14 protein-coding genes are annotated in these 20,755 nt (G+C 54.6%); 5 read left to right on the top strand and 9 right to left on the bottom strand.

The annotated features are described in order from the left end of the window. Nucleotides 1-23 precede the first annotated feature (23 nt). The 3 genes from htpG (at nt 24) to hemH (ending at nt 3,949) form a co-directional block, all read left to right on the top strand. Nucleotides 24-1,907: a molecular chaperone HtpG gene (gene htpG / locus RZ35_RS08020; protein ID WP_026742836.1), complete on the top strand. Its 1,884-nt coding sequence runs from the start codon at nt 24-26 to the stop codon at nt 1,905-1,907. Nucleotides 1,908-2,079: 172 nt separating this feature from the next. After that, on the top strand, nt 2,080-2,724 hold the full coding sequence (gene adk, locus RZ35_RS08015) for an adenylate kinase (RefSeq protein WP_026742835.1): 645 nt from the start codon (nt 2,080-2,082) through the stop codon (nt 2,722-2,724). A gap of 253 nt (nt 2,725-2,977) precedes the next feature. After that, nucleotides 2,978-3,949 carry a ferrochelatase gene (gene hemH, locus RZ35_RS08005; protein WP_026742833.1) on the top strand — a complete coding sequence of 324 codons (972 nt, stop codon included), beginning with the start codon at nt 2,978-2,980 and terminating at the stop codon, nt 3,947-3,949. Nucleotides 3,950-4,048: 99 nt separating this feature from the next. On the opposite strand, the gene ybaL is transcribed toward hemH, so the two are convergent. Further along, nucleotides 4,049-5,731 (bottom strand): YbaL family putative K(+) efflux transporter, encoded by a 1,683-nt coding sequence (ybaL, locus tag RZ35_RS08000; protein ID WP_026742832.1) that lies wholly within the window; start codon nt 5,729-5,731, stop codon nt 4,049-4,051. Nucleotides 5,732-6,378: 647 nt separating this feature from the next. Here ybaL and ushA point away from each other — a divergent pair. Further along, the gene (ushA, locus tag RZ35_RS07995; protein ID WP_026742831.1) at nt 6,379-8,031 is read left to right on the top strand and encodes a bifunctional UDP-sugar hydrolase/5'-nucleotidase UshA; all 1,653 of its coding nucleotides are present in this window, start codon (nt 6,379-6,381) and stop codon (nt 8,029-8,031) included. Between the two features lie 75 nt (nt 8,032-8,106). Here ushA and ybaK read toward each other — a convergent pair whose 3' ends face one another. The 8 genes from ybaK to ubiG form a co-directional block, all read right to left on the bottom strand. Then, a complete protein-coding gene (gene ybaK / locus RZ35_RS07990; RefSeq protein ID WP_026742830.1) occupies nt 8,107-8,586 on the bottom strand; it encodes a Cys-tRNA(Pro)/Cys-tRNA(Cys) deacylase YbaK in 480 nt (159 codons plus the stop codon). A gap of 21 nt (nt 8,587-8,607) precedes the next feature. Continuing rightward, nucleotides 8,608-9,411 (bottom strand): TraB/GumN family protein, encoded by an 804-nt coding sequence (locus tag RZ35_RS07985; protein WP_026742829.1) that lies wholly within the window; start codon nt 9,409-9,411, stop codon nt 8,608-8,610. Between the two features lie 317 nt (nt 9,412-9,728). Next, on the bottom strand, nt 9,729-10,184 hold the full coding sequence (locus RZ35_RS07980) for an NfeD family protein (protein WP_026742828.1): 456 nt from the start codon (nt 10,182-10,184) through the stop codon (nt 9,729-9,731). Beyond that, nucleotides 10,184-11,098 carry an SPFH domain-containing protein gene (locus tag RZ35_RS07975; RefSeq protein WP_026742827.1) on the bottom strand — a complete coding sequence of 305 codons (915 nt, stop codon included), beginning with the start codon at nt 11,096-11,098 and terminating at the stop codon, nt 10,184-10,186. The genes RZ35_RS07980 and RZ35_RS07975 overlap by 1 nt, the downstream gene beginning before the upstream one ends. 252 nt (nt 11,099-11,350) lie before the next feature. Next, nucleotides 11,351-11,614, bottom strand: a complete 264-nt coding sequence (gene yfaE / locus RZ35_RS07970; RefSeq protein ID WP_026742826.1) for a class I ribonucleotide reductase maintenance protein YfaE — start codon at nt 11,612-11,614, stop codon at nt 11,351-11,353. Nucleotides 11,615-11,616: 2 nt separating this feature from the next. Continuing rightward, nucleotides 11,617-12,747, bottom strand: coding sequence for a class Ia ribonucleoside-diphosphate reductase subunit beta (gene nrdB, locus RZ35_RS07965; RefSeq protein WP_026742825.1), 1,131 nt, complete (start codon nt 12,745-12,747; stop codon nt 11,617-11,619). 186 nt (nt 12,748-12,933) lie between these two features. Further along, entirely contained in the window at nt 12,934-15,222 is a 2,289-nt protein-coding gene (gene nrdA, locus RZ35_RS07960; RefSeq protein WP_026742824.1) for a class 1a ribonucleoside-diphosphate reductase subunit alpha, read from the bottom strand. Nucleotides 15,223-17,012: 1,790 nt separating this feature from the next. Next, nucleotides 17,013-17,738: a bifunctional 2-polyprenyl-6-hydroxyphenol methylase/3-demethylubiquinol 3-O-methyltransferase UbiG gene (gene ubiG, locus RZ35_RS07955; protein ID WP_026742823.1), complete on the bottom strand. Its 726-nt coding sequence runs from the start codon at nt 17,736-17,738 to the stop codon at nt 17,013-17,015. Nucleotides 17,739-17,982: 244 nt separating this feature from the next. Between ubiG and gyrA the strand changes: the two genes are divergently transcribed. After that, on the top strand, nt 17,983-20,628 hold the full coding sequence (gene gyrA, locus RZ35_RS07950) for a DNA topoisomerase (ATP-hydrolyzing) subunit A (protein ID WP_026742822.1): 2,646 nt from the start codon (nt 17,983-17,985) through the stop codon (nt 20,626-20,628). Nucleotides 20,629-20,755 lie beyond the last annotated feature (127 nt).

The following is a 20,755-nucleotide window of genomic DNA, read 5'->3' as shown; positions in this document are numbered from 1 at the left end:
TTTTGAGGTAAGTCATAATGAGTATGAAAGGCCAAGAGACCCGCGGCTTCCAGTCTGAAGTGAAGCAATTACTGCACCTGATGATCCATTCACTGTATTCCAATAAGGAAGTGTTCCTGCGTGAATTGATCTCCAATGCGTCTGACGCGGCGGATAAACTGCGTTTTCGCGCGCTGTCGACGCCTGATTTATATGAAGGCGACGGGGACCTGCGTGTACGCGTCTCCACCGACAAAGAAAAGCGCACGCTGACCATCTCCGATAACGGTATCGGGATGTCTCGCGAAGACGTGATTGAAAATCTTGGTACTATCGCCAAATCCGGCACCAAAGCATTTCTGGAATCACTGGGTTCCGATCAGGTAAAAGACAGCCAGCTGATCGGCCAGTTCGGCGTGGGCTTTTACTCCGCGTTTATCGTCGCGGATAAAGTCACCGTGCGTACTCGCGCCGCTGGCGCCAGCGCCGATCAGGGCGTTTTCTGGGAGTCTGCCGGCGAAGGCGACTACACCATTGCCGACATCGACAAGCCGGAACGCGGTACTGAAATTACGCTGCACCTGCGTGAAGGCGAAGACGAATTCCTCGATACGTGGCGTGTACGCTCCATCATCAGCAAATACTCCGACCACATCGCCCTGCCGGTAGAAATTCAGACCGAAACGGAAAGCGAAGAAGAGGGCGGGGAAAAAACCGTTTCCTGGGAAAAGATCAACAAGGCGCAGGCGCTGTGGACGCGTAATAAATCCGACATCAGCGACGAAGAGTATGTCGAGTTCTATAAACATATCTCTCACGACTTCGCCGACCCACTGACCTGGAGCCACAACCGCGTGGAAGGGAAGCAGGAGTACACCAGCCTGCTGTACATCCCTTCTCAGGCGCCATGGGATATGTGGAACCGCGACCATAAGCACGGTCTGAAACTCTACGTTCAGCGCGTGTTCATCATGGACGATGCGGAACAGTTTATGCCGAACTACCTGCGCTTCGTACGCGGTCTCATTGACTCCAACGATCTGCCGCTGAACGTATCGCGTGAGATCCTGCAAGACAACCGCGTCACTCACAGCCTGCGTACCGCGCTGACCAAACGCGTATTGCAAATGCTGGAACATCTGGCGAAAACCGACAGCGAAAAATATCAGACGGTTTGGCAGCAGTTCGGTCAGGTCCTGAAAGAGGGGCCGGCGGAAGATGGCGGCAACCGAGAAACTATCGCTAAACTGCTGCGCTTTGCCTCTACCCATACCGATAGCGCGGCGCAGACCGTCTCGCTGGAAGACTATGTCAGCCGTATGGTTGAAGGTCAGGACAAGATCTATTACATCACCGCCGACAGCTACGCCGCCGCCAAGAGCAGTCCACATCTGGAACTGTTCCGCAAGAAAGGCATTGAAGTGTTGCTGCTGTCCGATCGCATCGACGAATGGATGATGAGCTACCTGACCGAGTTCGACGGTAAATCCTTCCAGTCCGTCAGCAAGGCCGATGAAGCGTTGGACAAGCTGGCGGATGATGCCGACGAAAGCCAGAAAGAAGCGGAAAAAGCGCTGGAGCCGTTCGTCGACCGCGTGAAAACGCTGCTGGGCGATCGCGTGAAAGAGGTGCGTCTGACGCATCGTCTGACCGATACCCCGGCTATCGTCACTACCGGGGCTGACGAAATGGGAACGCAGATGGCGAAGCTGTTTGCCGCCGCCGGCCAACAGGCCCCGGAAGTGAAATACATCTTCGAACTGAATCCGGATCATGCGCTGGTCAAACGCGCTTCCGACACCACTGATGACGCCCAGTTCGGCGAGTGGGTTGAGCTGCTGTTGGATCAGGCGCTGTTTGCTGAACGCGGCACGCTAGAAGATCCTAACCAGTTCATCCGTCGTATGAATCAGCTGCTGACGGCATAATCTCTTTTCTTTCCCGCCCCGGTTCTCCGGGGCTTTTTTTTGCAGGCGCGACCGCCGTTTATTTCCGTCAGGATGATGGCTGAACCGAGCCAGTTCCTTGAGGATGGCGAGACGGAATGGTATGGTTTAGCGTTTTTTCAATTTTGTTCAAATTTTCGAGGGGATCTACGCGATGCGTATTATTCTGCTGGGCGCTCCGGGCGCAGGCAAAGGCACTCAGGCTCAGTTCATCATGGAAAAGTATGGCATTCCGCAGATTTCCACGGGTGACATGCTGCGCGCTGCGGTGAAAGCCGGCAGCGAACTGGGTAAACAGGCCAAAGAGATCATGGATGCGGGTAAACTGGTGACCGATGAGTTGGTCATTGCCCTGGTCAAAGAACGCATCGCACAGGACGATTGCCGCAATGGCTTCCTGCTCGACGGATTCCCGCGCACCATCCCTCAGGCCGATGCCATGAAAGACGCCGGCATCAATGTGGACTACGTGCTGGAGTTCGCCGTACCGGACGAGCTGATCGTCGAACGCATCGTCGGTCGTCGTGTACACGCGGCGTCAGGCCGTGTTTACCACGTCAAATTCAATCCGCCGCGGGTTGAAGGCAAAGACGACGTCACCGGTGAAGATCTGACGATCCGTAAAGATGATCAGGAAGAGACCGTACGCAAACGTCTGGTCGAGTACCATCAGCAGACCGCCCCGCTGGTCAGCTACTACCAGAAAGAAGCCGATGCCGGCCATACTCAGTACCACAAACTGAATGGTACCCGCAGCGTGAGCGAAATCAGCGCGGAGCTGGCACGCATTCTGGGTTAAGAGCGCTCGCCCGCAAAGGCGATGATGAAAAGATAAAAATGCCAGACTTGCTCTGGCATTTTTTACGTCTGTCGTTAGCTGTTGGCCCTTGGGCTGCGGCGTCCATTTTGTCGGCATTGCTTCCGGCGATTGCTGATATCGGCACGAACCTCGCTACCGGTGCCATTACAGACTGGTTTTTTAGCTACAATAAGCGCCTGATCCAGAATGAATGGCGGAACTTTAGGCCGCCGTCGGAATGAGGAAAGCATCAATGAAAGAAGAAAAACGCGGCGTGCTGTTGGTTAATTTGGGCACGCCTGATGCGCCCACCCCCCAGGCGGTGAAGCGCTATCTGGCCGAATTCCTCAGCGACAGGCGCGTTGTCGATGTGAATCCCTTGCTGTGGGCGCTAATCCTGCGCGGTGCTATCCTGCCGTTCCGCTCGCCGCGTGTGGCCAAACTGTATCAGTCCGTATGGATGGAGGGCGGATCGCCGCTTTTAGTCTTCAGCCGCCGTCAGGAAAAAGCGTTGGCTGAGCGCCTGTCCGGCACGCCGGTGGCGCTGGGGATGAGTTACGGTACTCCCAGTCTGCGTTCGGCGCTGGATAGCCTGATGGCGCAGGGGGTGACGTCTCTGACCGTCCTGCCGCTGTACCCGCAATACTCCTGTTCCACGACGGCCGCGGTGTGGGATGGCCTCGCTAACCTTATGAAGTCGACTCGCCGGATGCCGGGCATCCGCTTTATCCGTGACTACGCCGAACATCCCGCTTATATCGCGGCGCTGAAGCACAGCGTAGAAACCTCGTTTGCCGAGCATGGCGTGCCCGAACGGTTGGTCATGTCATTCCACGGTATTCCTCAGCGCTATGCTAATGAGGGCGATGACTATCCGCTACGCTGCGCCGCCACGACGGCGGCGCTGACGGCAGCGCTGGGATTACCTCAGGACCAGGTGATGATGACCTTCCAGTCGCGTTTCGGACGCGAACCTTGGCTGACGCCGTATACGGATGAAACCATGCAGGCATTGGGCGCTCAGGGCGTGAAGGATATTCAAATCATGTGTCCCGGATTCGCCTCCGACTGTCTGGAGACGCTGGAGGAAATTCAGGGAGAAAACCGGGAGATCTTCCTGCATGCGGGGGGCGAGCGGTTTAACTATATTCCTGCGCTTAACGACGACCCGTTGCATATCGACCTGTTAGCTCAGCTGGTCAGTGCTTCAGATGACGTGGAATAGGGCTTCGTGAGACGGACATAAAAAATGCCAGACTGAGTCTGGCATTTTTTTTACTCTCTGCCCGCGTCGGCGTGGGCTACCACGCCTAAATCCCGTCCGTTAAATCGGGCATTCCCTCGCGGGCACATCCGGGGTGATGTTCAGCATGGTAATCATGGTGTCTGCGATTTCCCTTTCTCCCATCACCACATGATCGGCGCCGTGTTCGGCGATATAGCTGACTTCGTCGTCGTAGTGCGCGCGCGCGATGATCTCGAGATCCGGACGGCGGGCGCGAGCGGTCGCGACGATTTCTCCGGCCTCATAGCCGTTGGGAATGGTCAGCAGCAGCCAGCGTGCGCAGTCGAGACGGGCGATGTCCATAATCTCGGGCTTGGTGGCGTTGCCCAATACGGCTTTGATGCCCTGTTCGCGCAGGGCGTCGACGCGCGCGCGGGAGGTTTCAATCACCACCATCGGTATGCCTGACTCATGCAACTGAGCGCCGATTAGGCTGCCGACGCGGCCATAACCCACCAGGCAGGCGTGGTCGCACAGGTCCACCGGGATCTGTTTTTCCTCCTCGATGGCCTCTTCCACAATCTGTTCTTCGATGGTCTCGTTCTTGGCCAGATAGCGCTCCAGCAGCGAGAACAAGAGCGGGTTGAGCATGATGGACAGAATAGCCCCGGCCAGCACCAGGTGGCGGCCGTCTTCGGTGAGCAGCCCGAGGTAGATCCCCAGCCCCGCGAGAATAAAGGCGAACTCGCCGATTTGCGCGAGGCTAACGGAAATGGTCAGCGCCGTGCGTTTGGAGTGACCGAACAGCCTGACAATGGCGAAGGCTGCCAGCGATTTGCCGAAGACGACGATTAGGAGCGTACACAGGACGGCAAGCGGTTCGTTAATCAGGATCATCGGGTCGAACAGCATGCCGACGGAGACGAAGAACAGCACGGCAAAGGCGTCCCGCAAGGGCAGGGTGTCGTGGGCGGCGCGCTGACTTAGCTCGGATTCGTTCAGTACGACGCCGGCGAAGAAGGCGCCGAGAGCAAAGGAGACATCGAACAGTTTGACCGCGCCGAAGGCGATACCCAGCGCCATCGCCAGCACGGCCAGCGNGAACAGCTCGCGGGAGCCGGTGCTGGCGCTTTTCGCCAGCACCCAGGGCACCAGTCGACGGCCAACGACCACCATCAAGGTAATGAAGGCAACGACTTTACCCAGCGTGAAAGCCAGATCCTTGAGTAGCTTGCTGGTATTGGCCGTTTCCGAACCTAGCATATCGCTGAAGGCGGGCAGCAGTACCAGCGTCAGCACCATCGCCAGGTCTTCCACTATCAGCCATCCGATGGCAATTTGACCGCGCTGACTGTCGATAAGCTGTCGCTCTTCCAGCGCTCGCAGCAGCACGACGGTGCTGGCGGTGGACAGGCACAGCCCGAACACGAGCCCGCTTTGCAGGCTCCATCCCAGCAGCGAGGAAAGCCCTAGCCCGAGCAGCGTCGCGACGACGATCTGGACGATAGCGCCGGGGATGGCGATCGATTTAACGGCCATCAAATCGCGCAGGGAGAAGTGCAGGCCGACGCCGAACATCAACAGAATCACGCCTAGCTCGGCGATTTCCGGCGCCAGTTTGGTGTCTGCAACGAAACCGGGTGTGAAAGGACCCAGCAGAACGCCCGCCAGCAGGTAGCCGACCAGAGGGGAAATACGCAGACGATGCGCCAAAATACCCAAAAGAAAGGCAAGGACCAGCCCTGCGGCCATTGTGGAGATTAACGGGGTGGTATCATGCATTCCGACTCCTTTGCTAGGGTAAAGTGAGTGAGCGGATGTTCCTGAGCCTTGCTTCGTCCGGGCGGGAGCCTGCGACTCTTGAACCCTGGCGGCCCTTATTATTGCGGGCTCTGCCTCTATACTTATGCGCTTGTATGACAAACAGATAAATCAATTTATATAAATAAAGCCAGCGTGAGGCAATGAGTATTTTTATGGAAATATCGCCCCCCATCCTCTTATAAAGCGGAATGTGCCTTTTTTCATGATAGTTAGGTTTTATATTTGATATAAAAGAATAAAAATCACGATAAAAAGCATAAATGTCGGGTTTAAGGCTAATGGGTACGGCGATCAGCCTGTTTATATTTGCCTGATGTATCTACTATGCCACAAAATAGTCACTTATGGGGGGAGGCAGAGAAAATTTCATCTAAAACGTCTTTTTTGCAAAATACAAAACCGACGGGTGTCATTCCCTCAACGTATCACCACTGACATCAGCGGCTGTTATAACCGGTTTTTCCTTGGCAAATGACGAAGGTCAAAAGCTAAAGATTAACTTATGTTAATGTATTTATCGGTTATTAGCTGTGAATACCCTCTAAATAGCGACAAGTACACTTTAGTTATAAGTATTTTTAATGTTTAAATTGTGGAGATTTGCCATGGATTTTTCTAAAAAGGCATTGGGCTGTGCGGTCGCACTGACGCTGGCGCTAACATCGCCTTTTGCACAGGCATGGGAAAAAGATAAAACCTATAACATCACTATTTTGCATACCAACGATCATCATGGTCGCTTCTGGCAAAATGATGCCGGGGAATACGGTTTGGCCGCGCAAAAAACGGCGGTGGATGCTATCCGCCGCGAAGTACAGCGGAAAGGCGGGAGCCTGCTGTTATTGTCCGGCGGCGATATCAACACCGGTGTGCCGGAGTCCGACCTCCAAGATGCCGAGCCAGATTTTCGCGGTATGAATCTGGTAGGCTACGACGCGATGGCTATCGGCAACCATGAATTCGACAATCCGCTTTCCGTTCTGCGTCAGCAGGAAAAATGGGCGAACTTTCCGCTCCTTTCCGCCAACATTTATCAGAAAAGCACCCAGCAGCGTTTGTTTACGCCTTACCGTCTGTTCAACAAACAAGGTGTGAAAATCGCGGTTATCGGCCTGACGACTGACGATACCGCCAAAATCGGCAACCCGGCGTTCTTCACCGATATGGAATTCCACAAACCGGCCGAAGAAGCCAAGCAGTTGGTGGAAGAACTGCGCAGCCAAGAGAAACCGGATGTCATTATCGCCACAACGCATATGGGGCACTACGACAACGGCGATCACGGCAACAACGCGCCCGGCGACGTTGAAATGGCGCGCAGCCTGCCAGCCGGTTATCTGGATATGATCGTCGGCGGACATTCACAAAACCCCGTGTGCATGGCGAGCAGAAACAAGAAAAACTGGGATTATGTGCCGGGCACATCTTGCACGCCGGATCGTCAGAATGGCGTATGGATCGTGCAGGCGCATGAGTGGGGGAAATATGTGGGTCGCGCCGATTTTACGTTCCGCAACGGTAAACTGACGCTGAGACACTATCAACTGGTCCCGATCAACCTGAAGAAGACCGTGACTCAAGATGATGGTTCGACCAAAAGCGAGTACTACACGCAGGAAATCAAGCAAAATCCTGAAATGCTGCAGCTGTTGACGCCGTTTAAAGAGAAAGGCAAAGCCCAACTGGAAGTGAAAGTCGGCAGTACGCTGGGGCGTCTGGAAGGGGATCGCAGCAAAGTCCGCTTTGAACAGACCGATTTGGCCCGCGTGGTGCTTTCCGGCATCGCGGAGCGTACAAACGCTGATTTCGCCGTGATGAGCGGCGGCGGCATCCGTGACTCCATTGAAGCGGGAGATATCACCTATAAATCGATTCTGCAGGTGCAGCCCTTCGGCAACACGGTCGTGTATGTCGAGATGAAAGGCAGCGACGTCGAGCCGTATCTGGCGACGGTGGCTAACTTCAAGGTGGATGCCGGCGCTTACGCCCAGTTCTTCAACGTCAGCCTGGAAACCGACGGCACCGGCGTGAAAAACGTCAAGATCAAAGGCGAACCGCTGCAGGCGGACAAGGTCTATCGTATCGCGATGCTGAGCTTTAATGCGGACGGCGGGGATGGTTACCCGGTAGTGAGTAAGCGCTCTGATTTCGTAAATACCGGCTTTGTCGACGCTGAAGTGCTCAAAGAGTACATCGCGCAACATTCGCCGCTGAATCCGGCGGACTATGCGCCGAAAGGCGAGATCGTTTATCACTAAGACGTAATGCGTGAGAAAACGGGCGACGTGGGTGAAANCCAGCGTCGCCCGTTTTGTTATGCGGGCCTGAGAATGTCAGTCGCGTTTGGCGATATCGGCAAAGTCGGCGTTGAGCAGTGAAGCCAAATCCGAGGCCGCCAGTTCAATGTCCAGTCCGCGTTTGCCGCCGGAGATAAAAATGGTGTCGAAAGGCTCCGCGGCGATGTCGATGGCCGTCGGCAGGCGCTTTTTCTGCCCGAGAGGGCTGATGCCGCCGACCAGATAGCCGGTAACACGTTGGGCCAATTGTGGGTCGGCCATATCCGCTTTTTTGGCGCCGAAGGCTTTAGCGACTTTTTTCAGATCCAACTGACCCGCTACTGGCGTCNCCGCCACGGCCAGATTTTTAGCATCGCCGTTCAGCGCGACCAGCAGCGTTTTGTATATTTGCTGCTTATTGACCCCAAGTTTACGGGCAGCCTCTTCGCCGAAGTTGGTTTCATCGGCATCGTGATGATAGCTGTGCAGGGTGAAAGTGATTTTGTGTTTTTCAAGCAGCTTGACTGCGGGTGTCATGATTTCTGTCCTTACATACTGTCAAAATGAGTGCGCCCGCAATAGGGCGGGCAAATTACCCTCGCCAAACAGGTGCAGCGCGCCTACCGAGATCACATAGTTTCCCTCAGGTAATGCCGTCAGCTGTTGCTGCCAGCGTCGATTGCGCTGCTGCATCAATATTTCCGACATAACGTTGCCGAAGCTGTCGGGCAAATTATCCAATTGCAGGGTTTTATAATCCAGCCAACCGTTAATCATGGTTTGCAGCAGGCGGGCGTTGCTGTGCCAGTGGGTCAGGGTATCTTCCAGCAGCGGCAGTCCGCCGCGAGGCAGTCGCTGGAGGAGTTCAATCTGCGCCTGCTGGCCCTCGAGTTCAATGATGGGCAAGCCCCGCAGCCGGGCCATGTTGATCAACTGAAAATCGATGCCGTATTGCGGACGCAAGCCCAGCGAGGTCGCCTGGCTGGCCTGCAACAACAACGCGATCTGCCAGGCAGGGAGGCGGTCGAGACTGTCATAGCTGAGCGCCAGCGAATGGCAACATTGTTGCAGTTGATTTAGCGCTTCGGCGTCCAGTCGCTCAGACAGCGGCGGCGCGTCTTCCACTGGCGGGAAGGGCGAGCGGCTGNCTGAAATATCCGCCTCCACCACCAGCGCCGTCGCCGCGTCCAACTGCTTGAGCAGCGCGTCCGGCAGCGGCGACATGTCCACCGTGCCCATGTGGATACTACCGACCAGATGATAGCGATGACCCGCGAGTTCAATATCGACCGCGGGGTAGCCGAGGCTGCGCCCGGAGATTAAGCCGAGGAACGTAGCGATACGGCGTAATAAAGGCTTCATGGCGGCATCTCCAGAGATCAATACGTTATGCTAAACGCTTAGCGGGAAAAGTTGTATCGGTAATTGCGGGAGCGACGGTGTGGCGTGATGAGTTGGTTTAGTCTGCCACGCTGGTCGTTGGCTTTCACTGAGGGCCAGTCCTAAAAAGGCGCATGAACACGCGCAGACGAGGATAGAACGAAGACGACCTGCACTAGCGAGATTGGGTAGGTTGCGAGAAATAAGCGCCATCGGCGTATGACGATGGCGGAAGTCTTAATGACCGCCCTACAGCCTCTTGTCGCACGGCAGACGGGAGACGGCTCGTGGACCGGACACTAACGAGTCTGCGGGCGAACGCGCAGCGTAATGCCGTCTATTGCGACGATTTCGACCGGTGTTCCCGCAGGCAGGTCCCGGTCAGCCGTAACTCGCCAACTGCTATCCCCCAGGGTGATGCGTCCCAGACCGTTCACCACAGGCTCGCTCAGGTTAGCCCGCCGTCCCACCAGCTGCAGACCGCGCTGATTAAGCGTCGAAGCCGGGCTGCGCAGCGTACGCTGACGCAACCAATACCACCACAAACATGCCGTGAGCACGGTGAGGATCGCGAACGCCACACCTTGCGCTGGTAATCCCAACGGCAGCAGCCAGACCAGCACGCCGACCAACAGCGCAGACACGCCGCTCCACAACAGATAACCGCCTGCGCCCAGCATTTCCGCCGCGAGCAGCAGTCCGCCGAGCGTCAGCCAGAACCAGCGTGCATAGGTCATCAGTAGATCGGTCATCATTACGCTTTCCGGCCGGACTGGCTTTCTTTAATCAGTTCGCTAATTCCGCCAATGGCGCCCATGAGGTTGCTGGCATCCAGCGGCATCATGATGACTTTACTGTTACTGGCTGAACCGATGTTCTGTAATGCGTCGGTATATTTCTGCGCGACGAAGTAGTTGATAGCCTGAATATTCCCGGCGGCGATAGCTTCAGACACCATCTGGGTCGCACGGGCTTCGGCTTCGGCGGAACGTTCGCGGGCTTCCGCTTCCAAAAAGGCGGACTGACGCTGACCTTCAGACTTCAGGATCTGCGACTGTTTTTCCCCTTCCGCTTTCAGAATGGCCGCCTGACGCACGCCTTCGGCTTCCAGAATATCGGCGCGTTTGTTTCGTTCGGCTTTCATCTGTGCGTTCATGGCTTCAATCAGCTCTGCCGGTGGACGAACGTCGCGGATCTCAATACGGGTGACTTTAATTCCCCAAGGATTAGTGGCTTCATCCACGATATGCAGCAGGCGAGTATTGATGCTGTCGCGTTGAGACAGCATTTCATCCAGCTCCATCGAACCTAGCACGGTACGAATGTTCGTCATGGTCAGGTTAATGATGGCCAGTTCCAGATTGCTGACTTCATAGGCGGCCTGCGCGGCGTCGATGACCTGGATAAAGCACACGGCGTCGATGGTGACGTTGGCGTTATCTTTGGAGATGATCTCCTGAGAAGGGATTTCCAGCACTTGTTCCATCATGTTGATCTTACGACCCACGCGGTCCATAAAGGGCACCATCAAATTGAGGCCGGGCATCAACGTGCGTGTGTAACGTCCGAAGCGTTCTACCGTCCATTGGTAGCCCTGGGGTACGATTTTGATGCCTGACCAGACGATAATCAGCGCAACGAGGATAATGACAGAAATAAAAGTTAGCATTGAGTCCACTCTCCCTGATGTTTTATCCACTCAGTGTAACTCATAATGTGTGGCGAAATGGGCGGTGGTTCGAGTTGCGTTATCGCTGTGTTGAGGTTGCGCTGAGGGGAGAGCGGCGGGAGGGGTCGTCATGTATCCGTCATTGAACCTCATTTATCGGCCTGGCGTCATCAGGACGAGAACGGGTGGAATAACCCAGGNGGGTAAGCCGCTGGGGGCGGATAAAGAGNGCCAGCGGCGCGAAGCGGCTGGCTAGATATCCAACTCCNCGTCGCTGAGCGGCTTGCAGCAGCAGGGCAGGATCTCGCCAGGCAGAAAGAATGCCAGCGGCGTCTGCGCATAGATGACCTCGCCTTTGAGAAGGCGCATGCGACAGGCGCCGCAGTAGCCGGAACGGCAGTGAAACTCCACGTTGACTCGCTGCGTTTCTAACGCCTCCAACAACGTACCGTCTTCCTCTTCGCTGTACTCAAACTGCGCACCGGACGTGCGCAGGGTGATGGTGGGCGTACTCATGATTACAGCTGGAAGTCGCTCAGGTCGTCGGCATTAATTTCCGAGTCGATTTGTCCGACCAGATAGGAGCTGACTTCCACTTCCTGCGGGGCGACCTGCACGTTGTCTGAAACCAACCAGGCATTAATCCACGGAATCGGGTTGGTGCGGGTTTCAAACGGCAGCGGCAGTCCGACGGCCTGCATGCGGATGTTGGTAATGTACTCAATATACTGGCACAGAATATCTTTGTTGAGACCGATCATGGAGCCGTCGCGGAACAGGTATTCCGCCCACTCTTTTTCCTGCTGCGCAGCCAGTACGAACAGGTCGTAGCACTGTTGCTGGCACTCTTCCGCCACTTTCGCCATTTCCGGGTCGTCATGGCCGGAGCGCAGCAAGTTCAGCATATGTTGCGTTCCGGTCAGGTGCAGCGCCTCGTCGCGGGCGATCAGCTTGATGATTTTGGCGTTGCCTTCCATCAGTTCGCGTTCTGCGAACGCGAAGGAGCAGGCAAAGCTGACGTAGAAGCGAATCGCTTCCAAGGCGTTGACGCTCATCAGGCACAGGTACAGCTGTTTCTTTAACTGGTAGAGGTTGATCTCGATGGTTTTACCGTTCACCTGATGCGTGCCTTCACCCAGCAGATGGTAGTAACTGGTCAGTTCGATCAGATCGTCATAGAACCCGGAGATGTCTTTGGCGCGCTTGAGGATCTCGTCGTTGGTGACAATATCGTCGAAAACCAGCGACGGATCGTTGACGATGTTTCGAATGATATGCGTGTAAGAGCGGGAGTGAATGGTTTCAGAGAATGCCCAGGTTTCCACCCAGGTCTCCAGCTCAGGAATTGAAATGAGCGGCAGCAGAGCCACATTCGGGCTGCGGCCCTGAATGGAGTCCAACAACGTCTGATACTTCAGGTTGCTGATGAAAATGTGCTTCTCGTGATCCGGCAGCGCCTGATAATCGATGCGATCGCGGGAGACATCGACCTCTTCCGGACGCCAGAAGAAAGAGAGCTGTTTTTCAATCAGTTTTTCGAAAATCTCGTACTTCTGCTGATCGTAACGCGCCACGTTAACCGGCTGGCCGAAGAACATCGGTTCAAGCAGCTGATTGTTTTTGTTCTGTGAAAAAGTGGTATAGGCCATGGTATCTCCAAAAAAATGCCAAAGCATTTTTCAACGCCGTTTGCGGCGACCTCGGACGGACTGTGCGTCCGTTGTAGAAATTCAGAAAACTGCCGTCGGGCAGACGGCAGTTTCTATTGAGTTTACTGATAACCCGGCGATGACGAAACGATCATTCGACAGAATGAAAACACTTTCGCGCGCGGTTTAGATTTTGCAGGCGCCGCCTTCACAGCCATCATCCTGCGCGGCGACGTCCAGCAGGTCATCCTGTGAATCCTCGGCGCCGTCACGGGTATTTTGGTAATAGAGCGTTTTAACGCCGAGCTTATAGGCCGTCAGCAAATCTTTCAGCAGCTGTTTCATCGGCACTTTGCCTGATGGGAAACGCGACGGATCGTAGTTGGTGTTGGACGAAATCGCCTGATCGACGAATTTCTGCATCAGTCCCACCAATTGCAGATAGCCGTCGTTGTTCGGCATTTCCCACAGCAGTTCGTACTGGCCTTTCAGACGCTCGTAATCCGGCACGACCTGACGGAGAATCCCATCCTTCGACGCCTTCACGCTGATGTAGCCGCGCGGCGGCTCGATACCGTTGGTGGCGTTGGAAATCTGCGACGACGTTTCGGAAGGCATCAGCGCGGACAGCGTTGAGTTGCGCAGACCGTGGGCTTTAATATCCTGGCGCAGCGCTTCCCAGTCGTAGTGCAGTGGTTCATTGCTGATAGTGTCCAGATCGCGTTTGTAGGTGTCGATCGGCAACACGCCCTGCGCGTAGGTGGTTTCGTTGAACCACGGGCAGGCTCCCTGCTCGCGCGCCAGCACGTTGGAGGCCTTCAGCAGGTAGTACTGAATAGCTTCAAAGGTGCGGTGCGTCAGATTGTTGGCGCTGCCGTCGGAGTAACGGACGCCGTTTTTCGCCAGATAGTAGGCGAAGTTAATTACGCCGATGCCCAGCGTACGGCGGCCCATTGCGCCACGTTCGGCGGCGGGGATAGGGTAATCCTGATAGTCCAGCAGCGCATCCAGGGCGCGTACGGCCAGCGTCGCCAGCTCTTCCAGGTCGTCCAAGCTGTCGATGGCGCCGAGGTTGAACGCGGACAGCGTACACAGCGCGATTTCGCCGTTTTCGTCATTAACGTCGTTCAGCGGTTTGGTCGGTAGCGCGATTTCCAGGCACAGGTTGGATTGACGTACCGGCGCGATCTGCGGATCGAACGGACTATGGGTGTTGCAGTGATCGACGTTCTGAATGTAGATACGGCCGGTGGATGCGCGCTCTTGCATCATCAGCGAGAACAGTTCGACTGCTTTGATACGCTGTTTCCGAATGCTGTCGTCCTGCTCGTACTTAACGTACAGACGTTCGAACTCTTCCTGGTTGACGAAGAAGGCGTCGTACAGACCGGGAACGTCGGACGGGCTAAACAGAGNAATGTCTTCACCCTTGAGCAGGCGCTGATACATCAGCTTATTGAGCTGCACGCCGTAGTCCAGATGGCGTACGCGGTTGCCTTCAACGCCGCGGTTGTTTTTCAGCACTAGCAGGCTTTCGACTTCCAAATGCCATAGCGGGTAGAACAATGTCGCGGCGCCACCGCGAACGCCGCCCTGAGAGCAGGACTTCACCGCGGTCTGGAAGTGTTTGTAGAACGGAACGCAGCCGGTGTGGAATGCTTCGCCGCCGCGGATCGGGCTGCCCAGCGCACGGATGCGCCCGGCGTTGATGCCGATGCCTGCGCGCTGAGAGACGTATTTCACGATAGCGCTGGAGGTGGCATTGATGGAGTCCAGACTGTCGCCGCATTCAATCAACACGCAGGAGCTGAACTGGCGGGTCGGGGTGCGGACGCCGGACATAATCGGGGTCGGCAGAGAGATCTTGAAGGAGGACACCGCATCGTAGAAACGTCTGACGTAATTCAGTCGCGTCTCACGCGGGTAGCCGGAGAACAGGCAGGCCGCTACCAGCATGTACAGAAACTGGGCGCTCTCATAGATCTCGCCGGTCACACGGTTCTGTACCAGATATTTGCCTTCCAGCTGTTTCACTGCGGCATAAGAGAAGTTCATATCGCGCCAGTGATCGATGAACTCGTTCATCTGGGCGAACTCTTCCGGCGTGTAGTCTTCCAGCAGATGGCGGTCGTATTTACCCATGTCGACCATTTTTACAACGTGATCGTACAGCTTGGGCGGCTCGAACTGGCCATACGCTTTTTTGCGCAGATGGAAGATAGCCAGGCGGGCGGCCAAATATTGATAATCCGGGCTTTCTTTGGAAATCAGGTCTGCAGCGGCCTTGATGATGGTCTCATGAATGTCGGCGGTTTTTATGCCGTCGTAAAACTGGATATGGGAGCGCAGCTCAACCTGTGAAACCGACACGTTGTGCAACCCTTCGGCGGCCCAAGTGATAACCCGGTGAATCTTGTCCAGATTGATACGTTCTTTACTGCCATCGCGTTTGGTTACGAGCAGACTCTGGTTCATGTGGGAGAATACCTGTTTGAGTTCTTGGCAGCCCATTCGCCTGCATTTTTGCATGCGAAAAATAGTGTCTGATTCATAAGATAAACACTACATATAGGGTGCTGAGTTGGTTTTGATAACAAGATAGTGAGAAATACATGTTAATGCAAGTGAGTGCATCGTGCAGATTTTGACCTAGACATTGAGATGGAATGGAGCAAAACCAGCCGATCCCAGACGCGATGCGGCTTTGTTTTATGTCAACCTCTTCCACAAAAAATAAAAAAAATTGATCGAATGCTGGATTCTTATTCGAACGGAAAAAACAACTTTTTGATCTGGTCCTGCGTTTGGTTATTTGGCCACCAGAAGACGCGGTTGCGCAAAAAGCTTTTCTTCCCTGAGGTTGCGCGCTCTACGGTCTTTTTTTTGAATTACAGGCAAACGTATTTCTAAAACTTTCGTCGTTTTGGCGTGGGCCGGAAACGCGAGTCGAGTCCTACGCGGCAAGGCTTGGGAGGAAGGGGGCCGCCGTCGCTGGCGCGAACGAGAATGACATCGCTGGGAAATGAATCGATGCGCGTAGGACGGCTTTATCTGATCACTGTCCAGGATGGGTATTCGTTCATCCTGTCGTTATTAATGAAATGTATTAGAAATAATTATCTATTTTGGAGTGTTAGAAGAGTCATCTTATTTTTATGTTAATTTTCTGGTTTGGTTATGATTGATAAATAAAGGAGTAAATATATTTCACATAGCGTTTTTTTTCGCCAGGAAAAGAAAATAAAGTAATAATGATTATTTATAACTATCGCGCTAAAAATAAATTCAAATTATTTGTTTTAATCATATTGAGTTACATTTATTACATTATACTTATTTTTAATATTTTCGTATTGGGTTAATGTTTAAATGGTTTTATTAAATTTATGAATAAGGAAAATTCGATATGCAATATAGAAAAGCCTCTATTTTACTGAGCTCCATTACTGGTTTGGTAATATCAATGGCATCCTTGAACGCCTATTCCGGCACCGACGTTATCGATTCTGCTCCTGTGAATAACGAAAGCCATGTCTCAGCGGCCGGCCACCAGCCTCATTGGGTTATGTTGGCGTCTAGCTCTGCGACCAGCCGTAGCGGCAGCCCATCGCATGGCAGCACCAGCGGAAAATCGTCAGGCTCTACCAGCAAAGGAAGTAACGACAATAGAAATGGTCGATTCTAAAAGGAGGACGTCGTTTTTTGGTGGGGAATAATTACCTCACCAGCCCCGCTCATCATGATAAATAATCCACTACGATAAAATCCTTCGTCACATCCGCGTTATTGCGGAAATTTTTATGTGCATCGATTATTACGAATGGTGACTTAAAGGAAATCCATTTGTCATGGAGTGATGATATTTAGGGGGGGCGCCCCTGTGATCTAAGAGAAGCTTGGGGCAGCATTAAATAAAAAAAGCCTTTTAGGAATAATCTGGAGGAAATAACAAGGATATCGAAAATACTTCTACTGCGTTTATCTATTAAAAACGCTGAATATTGAAGACGGCATCTTATTCATCTGCCGTGGACAGACATCAAGTTAGCGCGAATTTTGCCTTGTCCTCGACCGAATGATGACGTCACCATCAGTCAAAGAGGAGGAACGGCGGTGTCAGCGGCAAGTTGTAAAGCAGCAGTCATTAGGCAGGAACGGGAAGGACGACGTGGTTCCTGTCATGCCGTCCTCCCGAATCGATGATGAGAGCGTATGAGATGCGGAGGGAACAAGGAGAACTCAAACGTCTGGCATGGCTCGTCAGCTTATTCGGCGCTTTCACGCTGTGTATGCAGCATATAGTTAACGTCTACACTCCCGCCCAGGCTGAATGTGTCGAACAGCGGATTATAGTGCAACCCGGTGATGTGTTTTTCCCGCAGTGGCGTCGAATCAATCCATCCCAGCAGTTCGGCGGGGCGTATAAACTTTTTGATATCATGCGTTCCTCTCGGCACCATTTTCGCGACATATTCGGCGCCGACGATCATCATCAGCCATGCCTTAGCGTTACGGTTGATCGTGGAGAAAAACACCTGACCTCCGGGCCTGACCAAACGGGCGCAGGCTTCGATTATGGAACGCGGGTCGGGCACATGTTCGAGCATTTCCATGCAGGTCACCACGTCGTATTCGCCAGCGTGAACCTCGGCATGAGCTTCTACGGTTTCTTGCACGTAACGCACGTCGACCCCGCTTTCCAGAGCATGAAGGCGCGCAACCTGCAGAGGTTCGCCCCCCATATCCAGTCCCGTGACCTTGGCGCCTTCGCGCGCCATACTTTCGGACAAAATACCGCCCCCGCAGCCGACATCCAGGATCTTCTTGCCGTACAGGCCTTCGGCGTGGCGGGAAATATAGCCCAGACGCAGCGGATTAATCCGGTGTAGGGGCTTGAATTCGCCTTCCAGGTCCCACCAGCGGGAGGCGACGGCTTCGAATTTGGCGATCTCGTCGTGGTCGACGNTTTGGGTATGGGAATCAGCCTTCATGTGCATGTCTAACCTTATCGTCATTTTTCGCTGTTAGTGAGTATATCCGGCCTGCCGCGGTTGTTGTAGTGAAGCCGACGATTGGGGACAGACGTACGTCGGCGCAGGCCATAAAAATCGGTCTCCTGGCCGGGCGGTAAAAACCCGGCGCGGGGTGCGGAGTTTCCCCCGAAACGCCGCTTTGTGATATACTTTTTCACCTTTTGAACTCGGGTAGATGCATTAATAGAGGGATAGCGGCTCCATGAGCGACCTTGCCAGAGAAATTACACCGGTTAACATCGAAGAGGAGCTGAAAAGCTCGTATCTGGACTATGCCATGTCTGTTATTGTCGGACGTGCGTTGCCAGATGTTCGCGATGGCCTGAAGCCGGTACACCGTCGCGTACTGTTCGCGATGAACGTACTCGGGAATGACTGGAACAAACCTTATAAAAAATCGGCCCGTGTGGTCGGGGACGTCATCGGTAAATACCACCCCCACGGTGACAGTGCGGTTTACGACACCATCGTGCGTATGGCTCAGCCATTCTCGCTGCGTTACATGCTGGTGGATGGACAGGGTAACTTTGGCTCAATCGACGGAGATTCCGCTGCCGCCATGCGTTACACCGAAGTTCGCATGTCGAAAATCGCCCATGAATTGCTGTCCGACCTGGACAAAGAAACGGTTGATTTCGTGCCGAACTACGATGGCACGGAACAGATTCCAGACGTCATGCCTACGCGCATTCCGAACCTGCTGGTCAACGGATCTTCAGGTATCGCGGTGGGGATGGCGACCAACATTCCTCCTCACAACCTGTCTGAAGTGATTGACGGCTGCCTGGCCTACATCAACGACGAAAACATCAGTCTTGAAGGGCTGATGGAGCACATCAAGGGACCCGATTTCCCTACCGCCGCCATCATCAACGGCAAGCGCGGCATCGAAGAAGCGTATCGTACAGGCCGCGGCAAGGTGTATATCCGCGCTCGCGCCGAGGTCGAAGCGGACGCGAAAACCGGCCGTGAAACCATCATCGTGCACGAAATTCCTTATCAGGTGAACAAAGCCCGCCTGATAGAAAAAATGGCCGAGTTGGTGAAAGACAAGCGTATCGAAGGCATCAGCGCACTGCGCGATGAGTCCGATAAGGACGGGATGCGCATCGTCATCGAGATCAAACGCGATGCGGTCGGGGAAGTGGTCCTGAACCACCTTTATTCCCAAACGCAGATGCAGGTGTCGTTCGGTATCAACATGGTGGCGCTGCATCAGGGCCAGCCTCGTTTGATGACGCTGAAAGAGATCCTCTCCGCATTTGTGCGCCACCGCCGCGAAGTGGTGACGCGCCGCACCATTTATGAGCTGCGTAAAGCACGCGAACGCGCTCACATTTTGGAAGGTCTGGCCATCGCGCTGGCGAATATCGATCCCATCATCGAGATGATTCGTCAGGCGCCGACGCCTGCGGAAGCGAAGGCGGCTCTGGTTTCACATGCCTGGGAGCTGGGTTCCGTAGCGGCCATGCTGGAACGTGCCGGCGACGATGCCGCGCGTCCGGAGTGGCTGGAGCCGGAATTCGGTATCCGCGACGGTCACTATTATCTGACCGAACAGCAGGCTCAGGCCATTCTGGATCTGCGTTTGCAGAAACTGACCGGCCTGGAACATGAAAAGCTGCTGGACGAATACAAGGCGTTGCTGGAGCAAATCGCCGAACTGCTGTTCATTCTGAACAGTCCGGATCGCCTGATGGAAGTCATTCGCGAAGAGCTTGAAGCGATCAAGGAACAGTACAACGATCCGCGTCGCACCGAAATCACCGCGAACAGCGCCGATATCAACATCGAAGACCTGATCAACCAGGAAGATGTCGTCGTGACGCTGTCTCATCAGGGGTACGTGAAGTATCAACCACTGACTGACTACGAGGCCCAGCGTCGTGGCGGCCGTGGCAAGTCCGCCGCCCGAATTAAGGAAGAGGACTTCATCGATCGTCTGCTGGTGGCGAACACCCACGACACGATCTTGTGCTTCTCCAGCCGTGGCCGTCTGTACTGGATGAAAGTCTATCAGCTGCCGGAAGCCAGCCGAGGCGCCCGTGGACGTCCTATCGTCAACCTGCTGCCGCTGGAGCCGAATGAACGCATCACCGCTATTCTGCCGGTGCGTGAATACGAAGAAGGGCTGAACATCTTCATGGCGACGGCCAGCGGTACGGTCAAGAAGACCGCGTTGACCGAGTTCAGTCGTCCGCGTAGCGCCGGCATCATCGCCGTTAACCTGAATGAAGGCGATGAATTGATTGGCGTCGACCTGACGGATGGCAGCAACGAAGTCATGCTGTTCTCCGCCTCAGGGAAAGTCGTGCGCTTCTCCGAGCAGGCGGTACGTGCCATGGGTCGTACCGCGACCGGCGTGCGCGGCATCAACCTGCAGGATGACGACCGTGTGGTTTCGTTGATTGTTCCTCGCGGCGACGGCGACATCCTGACCGTCACGCAGAACGGCTTCGGTAAGCGTACTGCGGTGGGCGAATATCCGGTGAAATCTCGCGCCACCAAAGGGGTTATCTCTATCAAGGNGAGCGAGCGTAACGGACGGGTCGTTGGCGCGGTACAGGTCGATACGGCCGATCAGATCATGATGATTACCGACGCCGGAACGCTGGTGCGTACCCGTGTATCCGAGGTGAGCATCGTGGGTCGTAACACCCAGGGCGTCACGCTGATCCGCACCGCCGAAGACGAAAACGTCGTCGGCTTGCAGCGCGTCGCTGAACCGGTGGAAGACGAAGAGCTGGACGGCGTTGTTGGCGGTATCGCCGACGGTGAGAGTTTGGAAGAGGAAGGCGATGAGCACGAATCCGACAACGACGACGATGAAGCCGTAGACGACGAGTAATCCGCAGGCGTTCCTCCGGATGCGATAACTAAGCCAGCGTGTGATGCGCTGGCTTTTTTTATGCGGGATCGGTACTGTGGTAGCCGCCGGTTCGGCGGCAGTTCTCTATCCCATAACCTGACGGTAT

It is taken from the genome of Lonsdalea quercina subsp. quercina (assembly GCF_000688655.1).
Classification (GTDB): domain Bacteria; phylum Pseudomonadota; class Gammaproteobacteria; order Enterobacterales; family Enterobacteriaceae; genus Lonsdalea; species Lonsdalea quercina.
Note: the sequence above shows the minus strand (reverse complement) of the source record. Positions and strands in the feature narration are given on the sequence as shown.